The sequence below is a fragment of the Terriglobia bacterium genome (genome assembly GCA_020073205.1).
In the GTDB taxonomy this organism is placed as follows: Bacteria; Acidobacteriota; Polarisedimenticolia; order Polarisedimenticolales; family JAIQFR01; genus JAIQFR01.
Genome location: JAIQFR010000008.1, coordinates 47,820 through 66,363, shown reverse-complemented (window position 1 = coordinate 66,363; position 18,544 = coordinate 47,820). Strand labels below are relative to the sequence as shown.

13 protein-coding genes are annotated in these 18,544 nt (G+C 71.1%); 8 read left to right on the top strand and 5 right to left on the bottom strand.

All coding sequences use genetic code 11. The features are described 5' to 3' along the window. The first annotated feature begins 97 nt into the window (after positions 1-97). A complete protein-coding gene (gene kdsA, locus LAO51_02980; GenBank protein ID MBZ5637702.1) occupies positions 98-934 on the top strand; it encodes a 3-deoxy-8-phosphooctulonate synthase in 837 nt (278 codons plus the stop codon). Between the two features lie 2 nt (positions 935-936). On the opposite strand, the gene LAO51_02975 is transcribed toward kdsA, so the two are convergent. Genes LAO51_02975 through LAO51_02960 form a run of 4 tightly spaced genes read right to left on the bottom strand, consistent with a single transcriptional unit; the run spans position 937 to position 6,645 of the window. Further along, positions 937-3,018, bottom strand: a complete 2,082-nt coding sequence (locus tag LAO51_02975) for a diguanylate cyclase (protein ID MBZ5637701.1) — start codon at positions 3,016-3,018, stop codon at positions 937-939. Then, on the bottom strand, positions 3,006-3,938 hold the full coding sequence (locus tag LAO51_02970; GenBank protein ID MBZ5637700.1) for a hypothetical protein: 933 nt from the start codon (positions 3,936-3,938) through the stop codon (positions 3,006-3,008). Before LAO51_02970 ends, LAO51_02975 begins: the two co-directional genes overlap by 13 nt. Positions 3,939-3,945: 7 nt before the next feature. Then, the gene (locus LAO51_02965) at positions 3,946-5,934 is read right to left on the bottom strand and encodes a M1 family metallopeptidase (GenBank protein MBZ5637699.1); all 1,989 of its coding nucleotides are present in this window, start codon (positions 5,932-5,934) and stop codon (positions 3,946-3,948) included. A gap of 9 nt (positions 5,935-5,943) precedes the next feature. After that, entirely contained in the window at positions 5,944-6,645 is a 702-nt protein-coding gene (locus LAO51_02960) for a hypothetical protein (GenBank protein ID MBZ5637698.1), read from the bottom strand. Between the two features lie 105 nt (positions 6,646-6,750). Between LAO51_02960 and LAO51_02955 the strand changes: the two genes are divergently transcribed. Further along, positions 6,751-8,568, top strand: coding sequence for a DUF6178 family protein (locus LAO51_02955; protein ID MBZ5637697.1), 1,818 nt, complete (start codon positions 6,751-6,753; stop codon positions 8,566-8,568). A gap of 2 nt (positions 8,569-8,570) precedes the next feature. After that, a complete protein-coding gene (locus LAO51_02950) occupies positions 8,571-8,879 on the top strand; it encodes a hypothetical protein (protein MBZ5637696.1) in 309 nt (102 codons plus the stop codon). Between the two features lie 30 nt (positions 8,880-8,909). On the opposite strand, the gene pepT is transcribed toward LAO51_02950, so the two are convergent. Then, positions 8,910-10,172, bottom strand: coding sequence for a peptidase T (gene pepT, locus LAO51_02945; GenBank protein ID MBZ5637695.1), 1,263 nt, complete (start codon positions 10,170-10,172; stop codon positions 8,910-8,912). A gap of 179 nt (positions 10,173-10,351) precedes the next feature. Between pepT and LAO51_02940 the strand changes: the two genes are divergently transcribed. The 5 genes from LAO51_02940 (at position 10,352) to LAO51_02920 (ending at position 18,536) form a co-directional block, all read left to right on the top strand. Continuing rightward, positions 10,352-13,204, top strand: a complete 2,853-nt coding sequence (locus LAO51_02940; GenBank protein ID MBZ5637694.1) for a PAS domain S-box protein — start codon at positions 10,352-10,354, stop codon at positions 13,202-13,204. Next, complete coding sequence (locus LAO51_02935; GenBank protein MBZ5637693.1) at positions 13,201-15,480, top strand: response regulator; 2,280 nt, start codon at positions 13,201-13,203, stop codon at positions 15,478-15,480. The genes LAO51_02940 and LAO51_02935 overlap by 4 nt, the downstream gene beginning before the upstream one ends. A gap of 103 nt (positions 15,481-15,583) precedes the next feature. Continuing rightward, positions 15,584-16,375, top strand: a complete 792-nt coding sequence (gene kdsB, locus LAO51_02930) for a 3-deoxy-manno-octulosonate cytidylyltransferase (protein ID MBZ5637692.1) — start codon at positions 15,584-15,586, stop codon at positions 16,373-16,375. Then, positions 16,375-18,042: a CTP synthase gene (locus LAO51_02925; GenBank protein MBZ5637691.1), complete on the top strand. Its 1,668-nt coding sequence runs from the start codon at positions 16,375-16,377 to the stop codon at positions 18,040-18,042. The genes kdsB and LAO51_02925 overlap by 1 nt, the downstream gene beginning before the upstream one ends. A gap of 194 nt (positions 18,043-18,236) precedes the next feature. Next, positions 18,237-18,536 (top strand): hypothetical protein, encoded by a 300-nt coding sequence (locus tag LAO51_02920; GenBank protein ID MBZ5637690.1) that lies wholly within the window; start codon positions 18,237-18,239, stop codon positions 18,534-18,536. Positions 18,537-18,544 lie beyond the last annotated feature (8 nt).

Genomic DNA, 18,544 nt, shown 5'->3' with positions numbered 1-18,544 from the left:
CCCGCGAGCCCACCTCCGCCGATCCTCCGCCGTTTCCGCGGTATCCTGGGCGGGTGCGGTTGAGGCGAGGGTGTCCCGCCGCCCGGAGGAGCCCGCCATGGACGACGTGCGGATCGGCGAGGTCGTGGTAGGAGACGGGAGGCCGCTCACGCTGATCTCAGGCCCCTGCGTGCTGGAGGACGTGGACCTCGCGCTCCGCATCGCCGAGACGCTTCGGCGGGAGACCGAGCGCCGCGGCTTCCAGTACGTGTTCAAATCATCCTACGAGAAGGACAACCGCGGCAAACCCGAAGGCTACAGCGGGCCGGGCCTCGAGAAGGGGCTCGAGCAGCTATCCCGGATCCGCCGCGAGGTCGGTGTGCCGGTCCTCTCCGACGTTCACCGCGAGGCCGACGTGAGCGCCGCTGCGGAGGTGCTCGACGTCCTCCAGGTCCCGGCGTTTCTCTGCCAGCAGACGAGCCTCCTGGTCAAGGTGGGGGAAGCCGGCCGGCCGGTCAACGTGAAGAAGGGTCAATTCCTGGCCCCCGAGGACATGCGGAGCGCCGTCGAGAAGCTCCGCTTCACCGGGAACCGCCAGGTGCTGCTCACCGATCGCGGCACGAGCTTCGGCTACCACCGGCTCGTGTTCGACGTGCGCGGCGTGCAGATCATGAAGGAGCTCGGGTGTCCCGTGGTGGTGGACCCGACGCACATCGTGCGGATCTACGGGAGGCCCAGCAGCGACCCTGCCGGGGGCGAGCCCCAGTTCGCGCACGTGCTCGCCCGCGCCGGCGTGGCGGCAGGGGCGAACGCGCTGTTCATCGAGACGCACCCGGCGCCCTTCGAGGCGGCCTGCGACGCGGCGAGCATGCTCCGGTTGGGCGACCAGCTCCCGCAGCTCCTCGACCAGGTCCGTCCGCTCGCCGAGGCGGTCCGCGAGCGAGGGCTCGCCTGACCTCAGACCGCGGCGATCACCCGGTCGCGCCCCTCGGCCTTGGCCCGATAGAGCGCGGCGTCCGCGGCGCGCAGAAGCTCGTCCCCGGACGAGCCGTGCTGCGGGTGCACCGCCACCCCCAGCGAGAGCGTGAACGGATCCAGGAGCACGCCCCGGTGCCGGACGCGAAGGACCTTCACCGCCTCCCGCAGTCGCTCGGCCCGCGCGCGACCCGCGTCGAGCGAAGCTCCGGGCAGGATGAGCACGAATTCCTCACCGCCGTACCGGCACGCCACGTCTCCCTGGCGCAGTTGGGACGCCAGCCATCCGCCAAGCTCCCTGAGCAGCGCGTCACCGGCCTCGTGGCCGTAGCGGTCGTTGGTCGTCTTGAAATGGTCCACGTCGAGCATGACGAGCGACAGGTCCACTCCCCTCCTGGACGCCCGGTAGAGCTCACGCTGGAGCGTCTCCTCCATGTAGCGGCGGTTGAACAGACCGGTCAGGGGATCTCTCACCGACTGGTCGCGGAGAGTTTCCTGGAGGCGGAGATTCGCGATCGCGAGCGCCAGTCGCTCGGCGACGATCTCCGCGAGTCCGAGCGGGCTGTCGGGGCCGGATTCGCGGCCGAGGTCCGCGTCGTGATCGCCGCCGCAGAGCGTGAGGATTCCCAGCGTCTCCCCCTGCGCGGTCAGCGGGATGCAGATCATCGCGCCGCCGCAGCCGCGGGGGGGATGGGCACACGCGGGGGCCGAGCCCTCACTGCGGGAGACGTGGGTCCGTCCGCGCCTCAGCGCCCAGCATTCCTCCGGGGTGAACAGCGGGACGCCGCCCGCCGCTCCGGACGCGTTTCCCCAGGTCACCGCGGGCTCGAGGACGGTCCGGTCGGGGCTGAGCCGGGAGATGGCGCCACCGCCCGGGAAAAGCCGCTTCACGAGCCCTGGAGCGACCTCGAACGCCTCCCCGAGGGTCCGGCAGGAATGCAGCAGATCCCCCATCTCGCGCAGCAGCGCCTGCTCGAAGGAGCGCCTTTCGAGACGATCGGCCATCGTGTTGAAAGCTCCCGCGAGCCGCCCGACCTCGTCGTCGCGCTCGACGGGAACGCGGTGGCCAAGATCGCCGCGGGCAAGCCCCTGCGCGGCACGGCCGATGGCCTCCACCGAGCGCGCGATCCCGACCGAGGAGGTCAGCATTCCCCAGAGGGCGAGCGCCAGCGCCACCACCGGCCCGACCAACGCGACGGTTCGACCGACCCTTATCCCGCTCGAGGCGCCGCGAACCAGCGTCTCGATCGACGCCCGCTCGACGCGTTGGAATTCCGACGCGACCGACAGCAGCTCGCTCGTGATTGGGGCTCCCTCGCGGGTCGCGACCCTCTGCCGCAGCTGCGCGTCCGCGATCCGGTTGGCGTCCGCCTCGTCCCTCAGGACCGCCTCGGCCTCCTCGAGAAGCCCCGGTGCGCTCCTTCCGGCGTCCACGCCCTGCCGGTACTCGTCCAGGAACTCCAGGGCCTGCCTCCATTTCGCGCGATCCCCCGGATCGACCTCTTCGGCGGCGGCGGCCGTCACGCTCCGGCGGATCTCGTCGATCTTCCGCCGCGCCGTGCTCGGGCTGGGGGGGCTTCCCCTGCCGTGGCCCGGGAGCCCGCGCAACAGGTCGAGCACGCCGGCGTAGGCTTCCTGGGAGGCGTCGCTGAGCCGCGGGGGGTTCGATCGCCGCGCGTCGATCTCGGGGCTCGCGATCTCGGAGCGCCACTTCTCGAAGAGCGCTTCCATGGTCCGCACCCGGCGGTGCTGCTCCGGGCTGTCCTGGACGAGCTGCTCGAGCCGCGCGGCCGCGGGACCGAACGCGCCCATACCGCGGCGATATTCGTCGAGGAACGACCGCTCGCCGGTCAGGAGGTATCCGCGCTTTCCCGACTCGGCGTCCATCACCGCTTGGACCAGAGCCGTCGTTTCCGTCAGCACCTGGTCGGTCCGCGCCACGGAGCGCGTCGCGGTGACGCTGGTGACGAGAGAATCGTAGAGGACCCCCCACGTCACCACCACGACGGCGAGTGGCGCCGCGAATCCGATGAGGATCCTCCGCCGCAAGCTCAGGGGTCGCATGTCGGTCCCTCGGTTCCGCGTGACAGGGTATCCGATTCTCCGTCGGTTTCCTCCCGGTGAACGACCGCCCCTGAAGCCGGGAAGGCGTACGCGACCCGGGCGCGCACCTCGGCCGCCCGGAGCCACGCGACGCCGAGCCACCCCGCTTGCGCGAGCACCGCGGAGCACCACCCCCCCTGGCCCGCGACCCGGCCGGCCGCGAGGCCGAGCAGCGCCGACGACGCCTGGAGCGCGAGGAAGAGCGCGCCGATCCCGTGCGTCGCGGGGAGATGCCGCCAGCAGAAGGAGACCGCGAGGGCGAATCCCGGCAGAAGCCGTCCGCCGGTCCCCGCTCCCGGACGCGCGAAGGCGAAGCCGAGGACGGTGCGGGCGTGAAGCACGGCGAAGGCCGCCACGACGACGACGAGACCGATCCCGGTCCAGTACGCGGCGGGGCCGGACGGCTCCCGGAACGCCGCGGAGATCCCCGCGATCGCACCCCACGCAACGGCTCCGGTCGCGGCGGCGTAGACCGCTGCGAGGATCGCGAAGCCGAGGAACTCGGGGAAACGCCTCGCTCCCTCGGTCCAGAACGCCGTCCACGGCCACGCGGGCGTCCCGGACGCCAGGCCGTAGGTGCCTCCCGCGAGGACGAGCGCGAGCGGGACGAACGCGAGCGCCAGCGGCCCCACCCCCCCGAGACCGGCCGGCCAGAGCGTCGCCCCCGAGCGGCTCATCTCCTCGAGGACCTCGAGGCCGCCGCCTGCGGTCATCCGGTCGGCCCCCGGCTGGCCGTCGAGCGCGCCGTGGAGCGCCGCCGCGAAAGGGGCCGCCGCGAGCCAGGCGAAGGCGAGCGCTGCGACGTAGAGGTAGACCGCGGCTGCGAGTCGAGCGCTGCCGCCCCTCAGGCCTTCGCGCAGCGCTCTCAGGACGGGGGCCATCATCGCCTCAGAACGCCGCGAGGAGCAGGGAGAAGAGCGCTTGGAGGGTCCAGCGAAGACGCGCAACGAGCCGCGCCGCGGGGGCCGGGTCCCTCTCCTCCCGCCATCCGTTGTTGAGCCGGTACCGCTCGAGGACGACTTGCCTCTCGGGGTCCACCTCGACGCTCGTGACGTTGAGGCCGGGGAATCGGAAGACCTTCGGGGTTCCGTCGCCGTCCCAGGCTTCGTCCCGGGAGGACCCGTCGGCGAACGAGACTCTCACCTTCACCGGGAGCGCCAGGGCGCCGGCCCGCCCGATCCAGACCTCGGAGTCCCGGGCGACGCGCTTCGTCTCCCGCCCGGCCGCCTCCGCGAGGGCGGGTGGCGCCTTCCTGAGGTCGTAGCCCCGAAGCGGATCCTCCTCCCGGTTGCTCACACCGAGCACCTCGAAGTCCACGGTGTCCGTGCCCTCGAGCAGCTCTCTCACGAGAGCCTCGGCGCGAGGGCCCAGGACGTCACCGGTCACGACGAGGAACTCCTCGCTCGTCGGGTGACGGAACCGCGCTCGCTCGAAGAACGTGCGGAGAAGCCGGTCCGTGGCCGCGGTCCCGTGCAGGCTCTCCAGCGTTCTCAAGATGAGTGCCGGTTTGTCGTAGCTCATCGCGCCGTACGCGTCAGAGCTCGGGTACTCCCAGGACCGTCTCAGGACCGGCGCCGCGTCCGCGGAGCCCAGATAGCCGGCGCGCAGCACCTCGAGGTCCCCGGCGGAGAAGCCGAAGAGCCCGCCCAGGAACGAACGACCGGCGCCGAGCCACCCGTCGAGGATGCGCATCTCGCAGTAGCTCGCGAGGCCTTCGTCGAGCCACGCCTCCTCGAACTCGTTGTTCGCGCTCATCCCGTACCAGTACTGGTGGGCAACCTCGTGGGCGATGGCGACCTCGGGAAGACGCAGGCTCCGGGGGATGAGCGGGCTCGCGATCCCGGTGACCAGCGTCGGATACTCCATCCCACCCGCTCCCCAGCCACCGACCGGAGGATCCACCAGCGTCAGCACCGGGTACGGATAAGGGCCGAGCGTCCTCGCGAGGAAGGCGAGCGAGCGCTTCGCGGCCTCGAGGTAACGGGGAATCGATTCGGCGTTCTCGGGTTGCATCAGGACCCGGAGGCGCACCCCCTCCCAGCGGTCGTTCCGCTCGACGAAGATCGGCGACGCGGTCCACGCGAAATCGTGAACGTCCTCGGCGTGGCAGAGGACGGTCTTCCGGCCGGCGGGCGCGTGATGCTCCGACACGACGACGCCGGTGGCGCCGACGATCTCGTCTTCGGGAACATCGATCGCAACGTCGTACGTCCCGAAGTCCGAGAAGAACTCCGAAGCGAAGTGGAACGGGTGGCAGTTCCACCCTTTCCCCTCCTGCCAGACCCCCAGCTTGGGGAACCACTGCCCGGCCATGTGGAAGCGGCCCGCCCAACCCGTGCGCGCGAAGACCTTCGGGAGCTTGACCTCGAACGCGGCCCGGACCTCGATCTCGACGCCGGGCGGGACCGGTCGTGGGAGACGCGCGCGCATCACCGTTCGGTCGGGCCCCGGGAACTCCTGCTGCAGCGGGACTTCCCGTCCCGCCTCCGCCAGCCGAAGCGACGAGACGACGATGTTCCCCCAGTGCGAATCGTCGAACCGGAACTGCCGGTGGCGGCCCTGAGACTCCCTCATGAAGATCGTCTCCGTGTTCGCGAAGCCGTTCATGTAGAGATGGAACATGAGGTCGGGGGCGGGGTCGCGCGTCGCGTTCCTCCAGCGAATCGTCTCGGTCCCGCTCAGCACGTGCCGTTCCGGATCGAGGCGGACCTCGATCCCGTAGCTCGCGTTCCGCGGGGAGAGCGGCTCGGGGAGCGGGACCGGAGCTCCGTCGGCCCTCGCGGCGAACGCCACCGCCAGCAGGATCGACGGCGTGAGGAACCGCGACACGGCGGCCGGCGGCGTCGGCCGGTGACGCGAGTGATCCGAGGCGTCCACGCGGACGGCCTAGCCGTTGTAAACGGAGCCGCAGGTCGCGACCTCGCGGCTCGCGGGAGCGAGGTGCCTTTCCATCGCGGCGCGCGCGAACGCGACGTGCTCCTCGAGGCGAAAGGCGGCGAAGGTCGCGGGCGCGAAGATCACCATCCACAGGGAGCGCGTGTCCCCGGTGACCGACGTGCGTAGCGAGTCCGAGGAAGGGTTGCCGAACGGACCGTCCTCGTCCGCGAGCGCCGGCCGCCCCTCGAGGTGGACGTCGTCCTTCCGGATCCCCTGGAACGACTCCCCCGGGAGCCCGCGCCGGAGCCGGACCGCGCCGCGGAGCCGCGCGGCATCGTAAAGACCGATCGGGAGGAGGAAGCGGAGCGAGCATAGATTGCAGACGTCCACCGCGTTCAGGATCCGTGGCAGGGGCTTTCCGAGCAGGACGCGCCGCAGGAGGGCTTCGGACGAGGGGCGGGTGCGGGTCGGGTCGATCCCGAAGGCCCGGTACAGCTCGCGCGCGGGAGCGAGCCCGTCGATCTCCGACGGGGCCCGGCCGGCATGCCGCGCTGCGAGCTCCGCGCAGAGCGCCTCCGTCTCGGCGACGAGCGCCCGAGCTCCGGGTCCGGCCGCCACCGGCTCCCCCCGCACGAGGCCGAGACGCACGAGGGGCGTGATCGAGGGATCGACCGTGAGGGGGACCGGTGCGGGCTGTTTCCCGTCGCTCATGCGGTCCTCGCGCGCCGGAAGGCCGGCGCCCAGTATAGTAGAGGGTCGCCCGGGACTCCGCCCCGCGTCGCGGGACGGGTTCCGGGTGCCGGAGGCGCGTCGCCGATGTCCAAGTCCGGAGCGTCGGGGCAAGAGAGGGACGGATCGGACCTGACGCCCTTTCCGGCCGCGGAGATCGAGGCCCTCGCGCGCGAGGCCGGCTCTCTGGCCCGCACGGATCCGAAACGGCTGGCGGAGCGGCTCGCGTCGGTCCCGCTCCGGGATCAGGCGGAGCTGGCGCTCCGGCTTCCGCCCCGAGAGCGCCTCGAGGTCCTGCTCCACGCCCGGGCCCCGATGAGGCTGGTCCGAGCGCTTCCCGACTTCGAGGCTTACCTGACCGTGCGTGAGGTCGGTCCGTCGGACGCGCTGCCGCTCCTCGCGCTCGCCTCAGCTTCGCAAATCGTGCACCTCATGGACCTCGAAGCGTGGCGAGGCGACCGATTCGACGCGGCCCGCGCGGGCGCGTGGGTCGCGCTCCTCCTCGAGGCCGGCGAGGCGACCGTCCGCCGACTCCTGAGGAACTACGACGACGAGGCCCTGGTGCTTCTCCTCGCGCAGTGGGCGGGGATCGAGGCGATCGAGCCCGAGGACGGTTACGACCACCAGGGCGCCGGCGAGACCGAGGCGGGCACCGAGGGCGGGTTCGTCTCCCCCGACGGCCACTACCGCTTCCGGCCCGTGATCCCGGAGCACGCGGCGGCGGTGAGACGCACGGCCGAGATCCTGTTCCACGACCAGCAGGACCGCTACTTCCGAGCCGTGTGGGCGACCTGCTCGGAGGTGATCGCGGAGGTCGAGGAAGAGGCGCGGCGTTGGCGGCAGAGCCGGATGGAGGAGCACGGCTTCCCCCCGCTCGACGAAGCCCTCGACGTCTACGCGCCGCCGCGGGGGATCGAGTTCCACGCGGAGGAGGCGTTGCCGGAAGATGCCGAGGTCCCCGTCGCGCCGCGAACGGGGCTTCGCGTGATCGGTCCGCGGGGCGTCGTGGCGTCGGCGGTGGACCTGCTGGCCCCCGCCACCCGCGAGGGGGTCCTCTTGCAGCTGACCTCCCTGTCGAATCACCTGCTGGTGGCCGACGGCGGCGACGCCGGCGATCCCGACGCACACCGCGCGGCCATCGAGAAGGGGGCTTCGTTCGTCGGGATCGCCCTCGCGGCCCGAGGCGTGCGGGAGCCGACGGCCGCGGGCACGCTGATCGCGCGGGTGCCCATCAAGGATCTGTTCCGGGAGGGGCACGAGCGCGCCGCCGTGCTCCGGAGAAAGGCGCTCGGACTGGTCCGAGAAGGCTGGGCGTCGGTCGATCCCCACGCGCTCGACCTTCTCGACGCCCCGATCCTCCCGCGGGTCCGCGCGCTCCTCGGACCTCACGCGCTCTACTTCGACCTCGCCCCGGGTGCGGGCGGGAACGTGCGGGAGTTCCGCACCTTGGAGGAGATCGAGGAGACCCGGGTCGCGCTGGAGGTGGCGGAGATCCTCGGCCGGGTCTTCGTCGATCGCCTGGGTCTGTCCGTCTCCGCCTGGCTCCAAGCGCGAGCCGGGCCCGACGCCCGGGGAGCGCGGTTCAGCACGATGCTCCTGACGGCTCTCGCCTGGCACGCCGTCCGCGGGGAGCCCAGGGTCGAGGCGCTCCCCGAGGCGGTCGCCATGGAGTTCCTCGGCCGGGTGGCTTCGCGGCGCCAGGCGCCTCCCGAGGCGCCGCGGGAGGCGCTGGACGCGCTCCTCGCGCGCCTCGGGGCGGAGGCGGGACTCCAACCGAGGGAAGGCGCCGCGCTTCGCGCCTTCGGCCTCGCCTGCCTCGACCGGCTGGCCGACGAGTGCGGGAATCTCCCCGCGTCGGTCCCCCCGGACCCGAGATTCGTGTCGTGCCTGTTCCTCGAGAGGTGAAAATGTCCGACGAACGTCCGCTGAGATCGGCCTATGAGTTGGCGATGGATCGGCTGCGCCAGAAGGACCGCGACGAGGGGATCGAGGAGTCGGAGCCTCTCGACGAGGCCCAGAAGGAGCGAATCTCCGAGCTGAGACGCGAGGCGAAGGCGAAGCTCGCCGAGATGGAGATCCTCCACCGCAAGGACCTCGCGGAAGTCGCCTCCGATCCCGAGAAGCTCCGCGAGCGGGAGGAGAAGTATCGGATCGACCGGGCGAGGGTCGAATCGCGACTCGAGAACGCGCTGGCCAAGGCTCGCCGCCGCGGGTAGCCGCCGTCGCCGGGGCGCCGCACGATCGCGTCAGGCCGGGCTCCGCTCCTCCCAGACGCGGCAGAGGTTGACGATCACCTCTACGGCCTTGTGCATGTCCTGCGCCGAGATCCACTCCAGGCGCGAGTGGAAGTTGTGCTCGCCCGCGAACAGGTTCGGCGTGGGCAGGCCCATGAAGCACAGACGCGAGCCGTCCGTGCCGCCGCGGATCGGATGCGTCTTCGGCACGAGCCCCGCACGCCGAATCGCCTCGTTGGCATGCTCGACGGTCTCCGGGTGGCGGTCGAGCACTTCCTTCATGTTGCGGTAGGACTCCTCGATCTTGAACTCCACGGAGGCGTTCGGGACGTCGCGGACCGTCTCGCGCGCGAGCCGCTCGAGGAGGTCCTCCTTCCCCTTGAGCCCGGCGGTGACGAAGTCACGGATGAGGAACTTCACGGAGGTGCGGTCGACGCCCCCCTGCATCACGTAGGGATGGACGTACCCCTCGTACCCCTCGGTCGTCTCCGGCGACAGCCCGTCCTTGGGCAGCCGTCCGATGAAGTCGGCCGCGATCTTGATGGCGTTGACCAGCTTCCCCTTCCCGAGGCCCGGGTGCGTGTTGAACCCCTGGAACGTGACGGTCATCGAGTCGGCGGAGAATGTCTCCATCTCGATCTCGCCGAGGGTCTCCCCGTCGATCGTGTAGGCGAATTGCGCTCCGAACCTCGCCACGTCGAAGAACTTGGTCCCGTTGCCGACCTCTTCGTCCGGGGTGAATCCGATCCGGATCCTCCCGTGGGGGATCTCGGGATGGGCGATCAGGACTTCGGCGACGCCGACGATCTCGGCCACCCCCGCCTTGTTGTCGGCGCCGAGAAGCGTGGTGCCCGAGGCGGTGATGATGTCGTTGCCCATCTGATCCCGGAGAGCCGGATTCTCCGCGAGGCGGATCACCTGGGTCGGGTCGCCGGGGAGCGCCAGGTCGCGGCCGTCGTACCGAGGGTGGACGATGGGCTTGACCCCCGAGCCGCTGACCTCCGGCGATGTGTCCACGTGGGCGATGAAGCCGAGCACCGGCACCCCGGCCTTCTTCGTGGTGGCCGGGATCGTCGCGAACACGTAGCCGTGCTCGTCGATCGACGCGTCTAAGAGGCCGATCCCCTTGAGCTCGTCCACCAGCAGCCGGAGCAGGTCGAGCTGCTTGCTCGTGGAAGGGAACGCCTCCTGGTCCTCTTCGGAGCGCGTATCGAGGGTGACGTATCGGAGGAACCGTTCGACGCAACTGGACCGGATATCGCTCCTCGAGCTCACGGGCACCTCCCTGGCGCCGGGCGCCGACGACGGGGGCCGGATCGCGAAAGACCCAACGCTATAGGAGCCCGCCCCTCGGTGCAAGACCGAGGGCCGCTCCGCCTGTCCATTTCGCGCCGGACGGCATAGACTCTGCCCGATCGCGGGGGCGCGAGGGGTTCGTGGGGAAGTCCGATACCATGAGCGCTGACCTGAATCCTCGCGCGCGGCCCAGACGGCGCGTCCCGCGCATCGCCTTGCGCGTCGCGCTCCTCTACGCGGCGTGCGCGGCGGTCTGGATCCTCGCGTCGGACGCGATCCTCGGAGCGTTCGTCCACGAACCGGCCCTGGTCACGTTCCTGTCGATCGGCAAGGGCTGGCTCTTCGTTCTCGTCACCGGGATCCTCCTCTACGTCCTGGTTTCGCGCGGGGTGCGGCCGATCGCCGAGAGCGCCGAGGAGTACCGGGGGATGTTCGAGAGCCATCCCTCGATCTATCTCAAGGTGGACGGCGAAGGAACCATCCTCTCGATGAATCCGCTGGGGGCCGAGCAGCTCGGCTACGGTCCGGGCGAGCTCCTCGGCCGCTCGGTCCTGCATCTCTACGCCGATTCCGACCGTCGCGTCGCGATGGAGCAGATCGAGGCCCTGGCGCACGGCTCCACGGCCGTGGCGCGATGGGAGGCCCAGGCCGCGCGCAAGGACGGCACCCTGATCTGGATGAAGCTATCGGCGCGCGCCGTGCAGGGGGCGGGCGGGGGTCGGGCGATCCTGCTGGTCGGTGAGGACGTCACCGAGCACCGGCGCTCCGAAGCCGCGCTGGGCGCGGCCCACGAGAACCTGCGCGCGCTGTTCCAGGCCTCCCCGCTCGCGATCGTCGCGCTCGACCGCGGCGGCCGGGTGCTCTCCTGGAATCCGGCGGCCGAAGCGATCTTCGGCTGGTCCGAGCCGGAGGTCCTCGGGCGCCCGCTGCCGATCGTGCCCGACGACCGGCGCGAGGAGTTCGTCGCGAATCTGGATCGAACCCTCGATGGCGAGGTGCTCTCCCAGCTGGAATTCCGGCGCTTCAGGAAGGACGGGACGCTCGTGGACGTGAGCCTGTCCTCGGCGCCGCTTCGCGACGTCGCGGGCCGGACGATGGGAACCATCGCGGTCATCGACGACATCACCCGGAGGAAGGAGGCGGAGCGCGAGCTCGGCCGCCTGAACCGTGCGCTGCGCGTCCTCACGGCGTGCGGCCAGGCCGTGATGAGGGCCTCGACCGAGGACGAGCTCCTGCGCGGCGTCTGCAGGATCGCGGTGGAGGTCGGCGGCTACCGGTTCGCGTGGATCGGGTACGCGGAAAGCGACCCGGCGAAGACGGTCCGTCCGGTGGCTCACTCGGGTCACGAGGACGGGTACCTCGGGACGATGAGGATCACCTGGGCGGACGAGGAACGCGGGCGGGGACCGACGGGCACCTCGATCCGCGTCGGCGCGCCCTCCGTCGTCAGGAGCACCGAGGCGGACCCGTCCTATCGCCCGTGGCGGGCGGAGGCGGCCCGCCGCGGCTACGCGTCGTCCATCGGTCTCCCCCTGACGGTCGGAGGACAGCCGATCGGCGCGCTGTCGATCTACTCGCAGGAGCCGGACGCGTTCGACGAGGAAGAAGTCCGGCTCCTGTCGGAGCTGGCGGACGACGTGGCGTACGGGATCGTGGCGCTCAGGACGCGCGAGGAGAACCGGCGGAGCGCGCGCGCGCTCGAGCGGTCGAGCGAGCGGCTCCGGCACCTCCAGGAGATCGACCGGGCGATCCTCGTCGCCCGCTCCGTGGAGGAGGTGGCGCGGTTCGCCCTGGGCCGGATCCGCCAGCTGGTCCCCTGCGACCTCGCCGTGGTGACGGTCCGCGAGCGGGAGGCGGGCGGCGTTCGGGCGATCGCGGCGGACGGCGGACCCTGGGGGAAAGACGTGGCGGTCGCGTTGTCGCCGGACGAGATGATGGCGTCCCTCGAGGAGATCGGCCAAGAGCCGTACCTCCACCTCGGCGACATCGCCGCCGCGGCACCGCACTCCGCCTTCGCCGAGCGCGCGGCGGGCGACGGTCTTGGCGCCGCGCTCCTGGTCCCGCTCCGAGCCGAGGGGGATCTCATCGGCGGCTTCGCGCTCGGCTCCCGCCACCCCGTCCCGTTCGATCCCGAGCAGATCGAGATCGCCAGCGAGATCGGCGGCCAGCTCGCGATCGCGCTGCACCAGGATCGACTGCGCGAGGAGCTGAGGCGCCGGGCGGCCGAGCTCGAGCGGCGCGTCGAGGAGCGTACGGCCGAGCTGAGCGCCGCCAACGAGGATCTCCTGTCCTTCACGACCTCGGTGACGCACGACCTCAGGGCGCCGCTCCGAGCCATCGAAGGATTCGCGCGGGCCCTCGTCGAGGACCATGCCGCGCGCCTCGACGAGGAGGGCCGGCGCTGCGCCGATCGGATCATGGCCGCGGCCTTCCGCCTGGACCGGATCGTCCAGGATCTCCATCGCTACAGCCGCCTCAGGCGCGTCGAGATCCGGCTCAAGCCCGTCTCCCTCGAGTCGGTCGTGGCCGAGGTGATCGCAGCGCGCGACACCGCGATCTCGGCGGCCGGTGCTCGGGTGGCGGTGGATCCGCCGCTCCCGGACGTCTTCGCCCACCGGCCGACGCTGGTGCAGATCGTCGAGAACCTCATCGACAACGCGCTGAAGTTCGTGGCGCGGGGCGTCGTCCCGCGGGTGCGCATCCGTGCCGACGCGAAGGAGCGCTCGGTCCGACTCTGGGTCGAGGACAACGGCATCGGGATCGGCGAGAGTCATCGGGAGCGGATCTTCAAGGTGTTCGAGCGGCTCCACGGCGTCGAAACCTATCCCGGCTCCGGCATCGGGCTCGCCATCGTGCGGAAGGGAGCTGAGCGCATGGGAGGAAGCGCGGGCGTCGAGTCGCAGCCGGGCCACGGGAGCGCGTTCTGGGTGGAGCTCGAGGCGCACCACGGGGCCGACGACCCGCGGCACGCCGAGCCGTCGGGGGAGGATCCGGGGGGCACCGACCCATGAGCGAGCGGTTCCGCGTGCTCCTGATCGACGACAACCCGGACGACCGGTCGCTGGTCCTGCGCCAGCTCGAGCGCGAGTTCGCCGATCTCGAGGTGGAGCAGATCACCGAGGCCGAGGGGTTCGAGCGCGCCCTGGCGGCCGGCGGGTTCGGCCTCGTGATCACGGACTACCAGCTCATGTGGATCGACGGCCTCGAGATCCTCCGCGCCACGAAGGCCCGGTGGCCGGATTGCCCCGTGGTGATGTTCACCGGCACGGGGGGGGAGGAGATCGCCGTCGAGGCGATGAAGGCCGGGCTGGACGACTACGTCCTGAAATCGCCTCGCCATTTCGTACGCCTCCGGGTCGCCGCCCGCTCCGCGGTGGACCGAGCGCGGCAGCGCCGAGCCGTGAAGGAGGGGGAGGAGCGCTACTGGCGCCTCTTCGACGGTCTCCCGATCGGGCTGTACCTGAGCTCGCCGGACGGCCACGCGATCGACGCGAACCCCGCGCTCGCGGAGATGCTGGGATACCCCGACCGGGACAGCTTCCTGAACTGCAGGATGCCGGACCATTACGCCGATCCGGGCGACCGCGCGCGGTGGATCGGGCGGATGGAGCGCGACGGGGTCGTCCGGGACTTCGAGGCCCGGCTCAGGCGGCACGACGGCGCCACCATCTGGGTCCGGGACTCGGCCCGCGCCGAGCGCGGGCCCGACGGCGAGGTCCACTACTACGAGGGCAGCCTCGAGGACGTGACCGAGAGGAAGCGGGCCGAGGCTCAGCTCCACCTGCTGGAATCCGCGATTCGCAACGCCGGCGAGGGAATCGTCATTGTCGCCATCGACGGCGAGAGTCCGCGGGTCGTGTTCGTGAACCCGGCCTACTGCGAGATGACCGGATACGAGGCGAAGGAACTGCTCGATCGCCCCCCCGACGTCCTGGCGGGCCCGAAGACCGACCCCGCGGAGATCGCCCGACTCCGGGAGGCGCTCGCCGGCGGCCGGGCGACGGTCGGCGAGGCGGTCTGCTACCGGAAGGACGGGAGCGAGTTCGTGCTCGAATGGCACCTCGCGCCCCTCCGCGGCCAGGGAGGCCAGGTCACCCACCTCGTCTCGATCCAGCGCGACGTGACCGAGCGCGAGGCGGTGTCGGACCAGCTCCGGCAGGCGCAGAAGATGGAGGCGGTCGGACGACTCGCGGGCGGGATCGCCCACGACTTCAACAACATCCTGACCGTCATCGGCGGCTACGGCGAGATCCTCCGCGGAGCCCACCTCCCCGATCCCACCCTGAGACGCCACCTCGACACCATCGTCGCCGCGGCGGAGCACGCGGACGCTCTGACGCGGCGCCTCCTGGCGTTCAGCCGGAAGCAGCTGTTCGAGCCGAGAATCTCGAATCTCAACGCGATCGTCACCGATATGGAGCGCCTCCTGCACCGTCTCCTGGGGGAGGACATCCATCTCGCCATCGACCTCGACCCCCGGCTCGCCAACGTGCGGGTGGACGTCGGGCAGATCGAGCAGGTGGTGGTCAACCTCGCGGTGAACGCCCGGGACGCGATGTCCCGGGGCGGGACGCTGCGGATCGAGACCGCGAACGTCGCGATCGAAGAGGCCTCCGCGACCTCCCCGGCCGGCCTCGTTCCGGGCTCCTACGCCAGGATGACCATCACCGACACGGGGCACGGGATGGACGCGGAGACGCGCGGGCGGATCTTCGAGCCGTTCTTCACCACCAAGGAAAACGGTCGCGGCACGGGTCTCGGGCTCGCCACGGTGAAGAGGATCGTCCGCCAGAGCGCGGGTCTTATCGACGTCCGCAGCGAGCCGGGGCGCGGCGCCGCGTTCGAGATCCTCCTCCCGGCCGTCGCGGGGCCGGCGGAGCCGACGGGAGCGGCTCAGGTCGCTCGACCGCCCGGCGGTTCGGAAACGGTGCTGGTGGTGGAGGACGAGCCCGCGATCCGCACGCTCCTCACCGAGATCCTCGAGGAGGGGGGCTACCGGGTCATGACGGCAGGGCGCGGGCAGGACGCGATCGACCTCCTCGAGCGGAGCCCCGGGCCGGTTCACCTGCTGCTGACCGACGTCGTGATGCCCGGAATGAGCGGCCGCGACCTCGCGGACCACGTGCAGCCGGCCCGGCCGGGCCTGAAGGCCCTGTTCATCTCCGGGTACTCCCCCGAAGAGGTGTCGCGACGCGGCGTCGCCTCGTCGGGCTCGGCGTTCCTCCAGAAGCCGTTCTCCTCGGGATCGCTCCTCCGTAAGGTCCGGGAGGTGCTCGACGGCCCGTGACGCGGGTCTTCCCCGGCCCCTTGTCATCCGCGCGGGCGCTGCGCTACCATTCCGCGTCGCCGCGGGACCGTTCCCGACAGCGACCCTGGGAGGCCCCCGAGTCGTGCTCGCCCTGGGTGTGATCCCCGCGCGCTTCGCCTCCACCCGCTTTCCAGGCAAACCCCTCGCTCCCCTCGGCGGCCGGACGCTCCTCGAACGGGTGTGGCGGCGCGCGAGCGCCGCGCGGAGGATCGAGCGCCTCGTGGTCGCCACCGACGACGAGCGGATCGCGGAGGCCTCTCGGACCTTCGGCGCGGAAGCGATCCTGACTTCCGCCAGCCACGCCTCCGGCACCGACCGCGTGGCGGAAGCGGTCCTCGGGCTCGAGCGCTCCTTCGCGGTGATCGTGAACGTCCAGGGAGACGAGCCGTTCGTGACCGGCACGAGCCTCGACCTCCTGGTGGACGCCTTCGAGGGCGAGCGCCCGCCGGAGATGGCGACCCTCGCCGAGCCGCTCCTGAGCGCGGACGAGCTGTTCGACCCGAACGTGGTCAAGGTGGTGACCGCGATGGACGGCCGAGCCCTCTACTTCTCCCGGGCGCCGATTCCCTACCATCGCGGGAGAGGGGCGCGGCTCGCCGCCGATTTCCGCGGGCCGCTCGCGGCGCGACCCGGCGGCCTCGTCGGCTATCGCAAGCACCAGGGCATCTACGCCTACCGGCGCGAGACGCTGCTGGCCCTGACGCGGCTCCGGCCGTCGCCGCTCGAGAGGGACGAAGGTCTCGAGCAACTGCGAGCCCTCGAGGCCGGCGTCGCGATCCGAGTGCTGGATTCCGATTTTCGTTCCGTGGCGGTGGACACGCCCGAGGACCTCGTCCGGGCGGAGTCGCTGCTGGCGGGGGCCCACGAGAGATGATGAAGAGCAAGCGCGGAACCAAGTACATCTTCGTGACGGGCGGGGTCGTCTCGTCCTTGGGGAAGGGGCTGGCGGCGGCCTCGATCGGGCGGATCCTCGAGGGGCGCGGGTTCGACGTGACGCTGCAGAAGCTCGATCCGTACATCAACGTCGATCCGGGCACGATGAGCCCGTTCCAGCACGGGGAGGTCTTCGTCACCGACGACGGCACCGAGACGGATCTCGATCTCGGCCACTACGAGCGCTTCACGTCCATGGTCGCCAACCGCAACAACAACTACACCACCGGGAAGATCTACGCGAGGGTCATCGAGAAGGAGCGACGGGGCGACTATCTCGGAGCGACGGTGCAGGTGATCCCGCACATCACCGACGAGATCAAGGAATCCATCCTGACGGTCTCCGAGGGGCACGACATCCAGCTGGTGGAGATCGGCGGGACCGTGGGCGACATCGAGTCGCTCCCGTTCCTCGAGGCGATTCGACAGTTCCGGCTGGACGTGGGGCGAAACAACGCGATCTTCATTCACCTCACCCTGGTGCCGTGGATCGCCGCGTCGGGAGAGCTGAAGACGAAGCCGACCCAGCACTCGGTGCGCGAGCTCCGCGCCATCGGCATCCAGGCGGACCTCCTCCTCTGCCGGTGCGACCGGCCGGTCCCCGCCGAGCTCAAGCGGAAGATCGCGCTGTTCTGCAACGTGTCGGAGGACGCGGTGATCACCGCCCGGGACGTCGAGTCGATCTACGAGGTGCCGCTCACCCTCTCGGGCGAAGGGATCGACGAGATCATCATGAAGTTCCTCGACCTTCCCTACCGCCCGCGGAACCTGAAGGCGTGGGAGGACCTCGTGGACCGGATCCGGCACCCGGCGGACGAGGTCACCATCGGGATCGTGGGGAAATACGTCGCGTACGAGGATTCGTACAAGTCCTTGAACGAGGCGCTGATCCACGGCGGCGTGGCCTCGAACCTCAGGGTGCGGCTGCGGTGGATCGAGGCCGAGGACATGCTCGACGGGAAGCTCGAGTCGGAGCTCGCGCAGGTGGACGGGATCCTCGTGCCGGGTGGCTTCGGCATCCGCGGCGTCGCCGGGATGGTCGAGGCGATCCGTTACGCGCGGGAGCGGAGGATCCCGTTCCTCGGGATCTGCCTCGGCCTGCAGTGCGCGGTCATCGAGTGCGCGCGCAACCTGTGCGGCCTCGAGGGAGCGGACTCCACCGAATTCAACGAGGGAACGCCGCACCGGGTGATCTACAAGCTCCGCGATCTCCTCGGCGTCGAGGAGATGGGCGGTACCATGCGGCTGGGGTCGTACCCCGCGGACCTCGCCGAGGGCTCATTCGCCCGGGCGGCGTACGGCGCCCCGCGCATCGGCGAGCGGCACCGGCACCGCTACGAGGTCAACCAGGAGTATCTGCCGCGGCTCACGGCCGCGGGGCTTCGGGTGACCGGCCTCTCCCCGGACGGGAAGTTCGTCGAGATCGTCGAATACGACGACCACCCGTGGTTCCTGGCGTGCCAGTTCCACCCCGAGTACAAGTCCCGGCCGCTCGACGCCCATCCCCTGTTCCGGGAGTTCATCGCGGCCTCGTACCGCCACCGACGGGCCCGCCGCGGCGCGTCCGCGGCGGCGGCCGCCGTTTCCTCCGGCGAGGCAGGCCGCTGAGCGGGTCGCGTCCGCGGGGCGTCCGGACCGTCCGGAGCCTGGCGGCCGCCGTTCTCTCGGCTCTCCTGACGGCGTGCGGTCCACGCGGCGGACCGGGGCCGGTCCTCCGTCCGCCTACGTCCCCGGAGGCGGCGGCGACGGAGCTGTTCGCGCTGGCGCGAGCCCAGGGCCTCCCAGACCGCCGGATGTCGAACGTGCTGACGCCGGGAGCCGGGGGCTGGGAACGGCCGGCTCTCTCCGCCGCGCTTCGCGCCCTCGCGGTCGCGGAGTCTCCGCGCGCCGTCGCGGTCGAGCCCCTCTCCGTCGCCGAGCGGACCGCGGTGGATCTCGAGGCGCAGTTGGCGGGCGGCGGCACGCTCCGATGCTCGGTCCAGGCCGTTCGTGTCTCGGACGGAACTTGGCGGGTGGAGTGGTTCGAGACGCCGACCGGCGCTTGGCCGCCTCACAGGACCGGTCCGGGCGACGGGCTCACCTCCTCCTCCCCCCCGCGTTGATCGTGCGC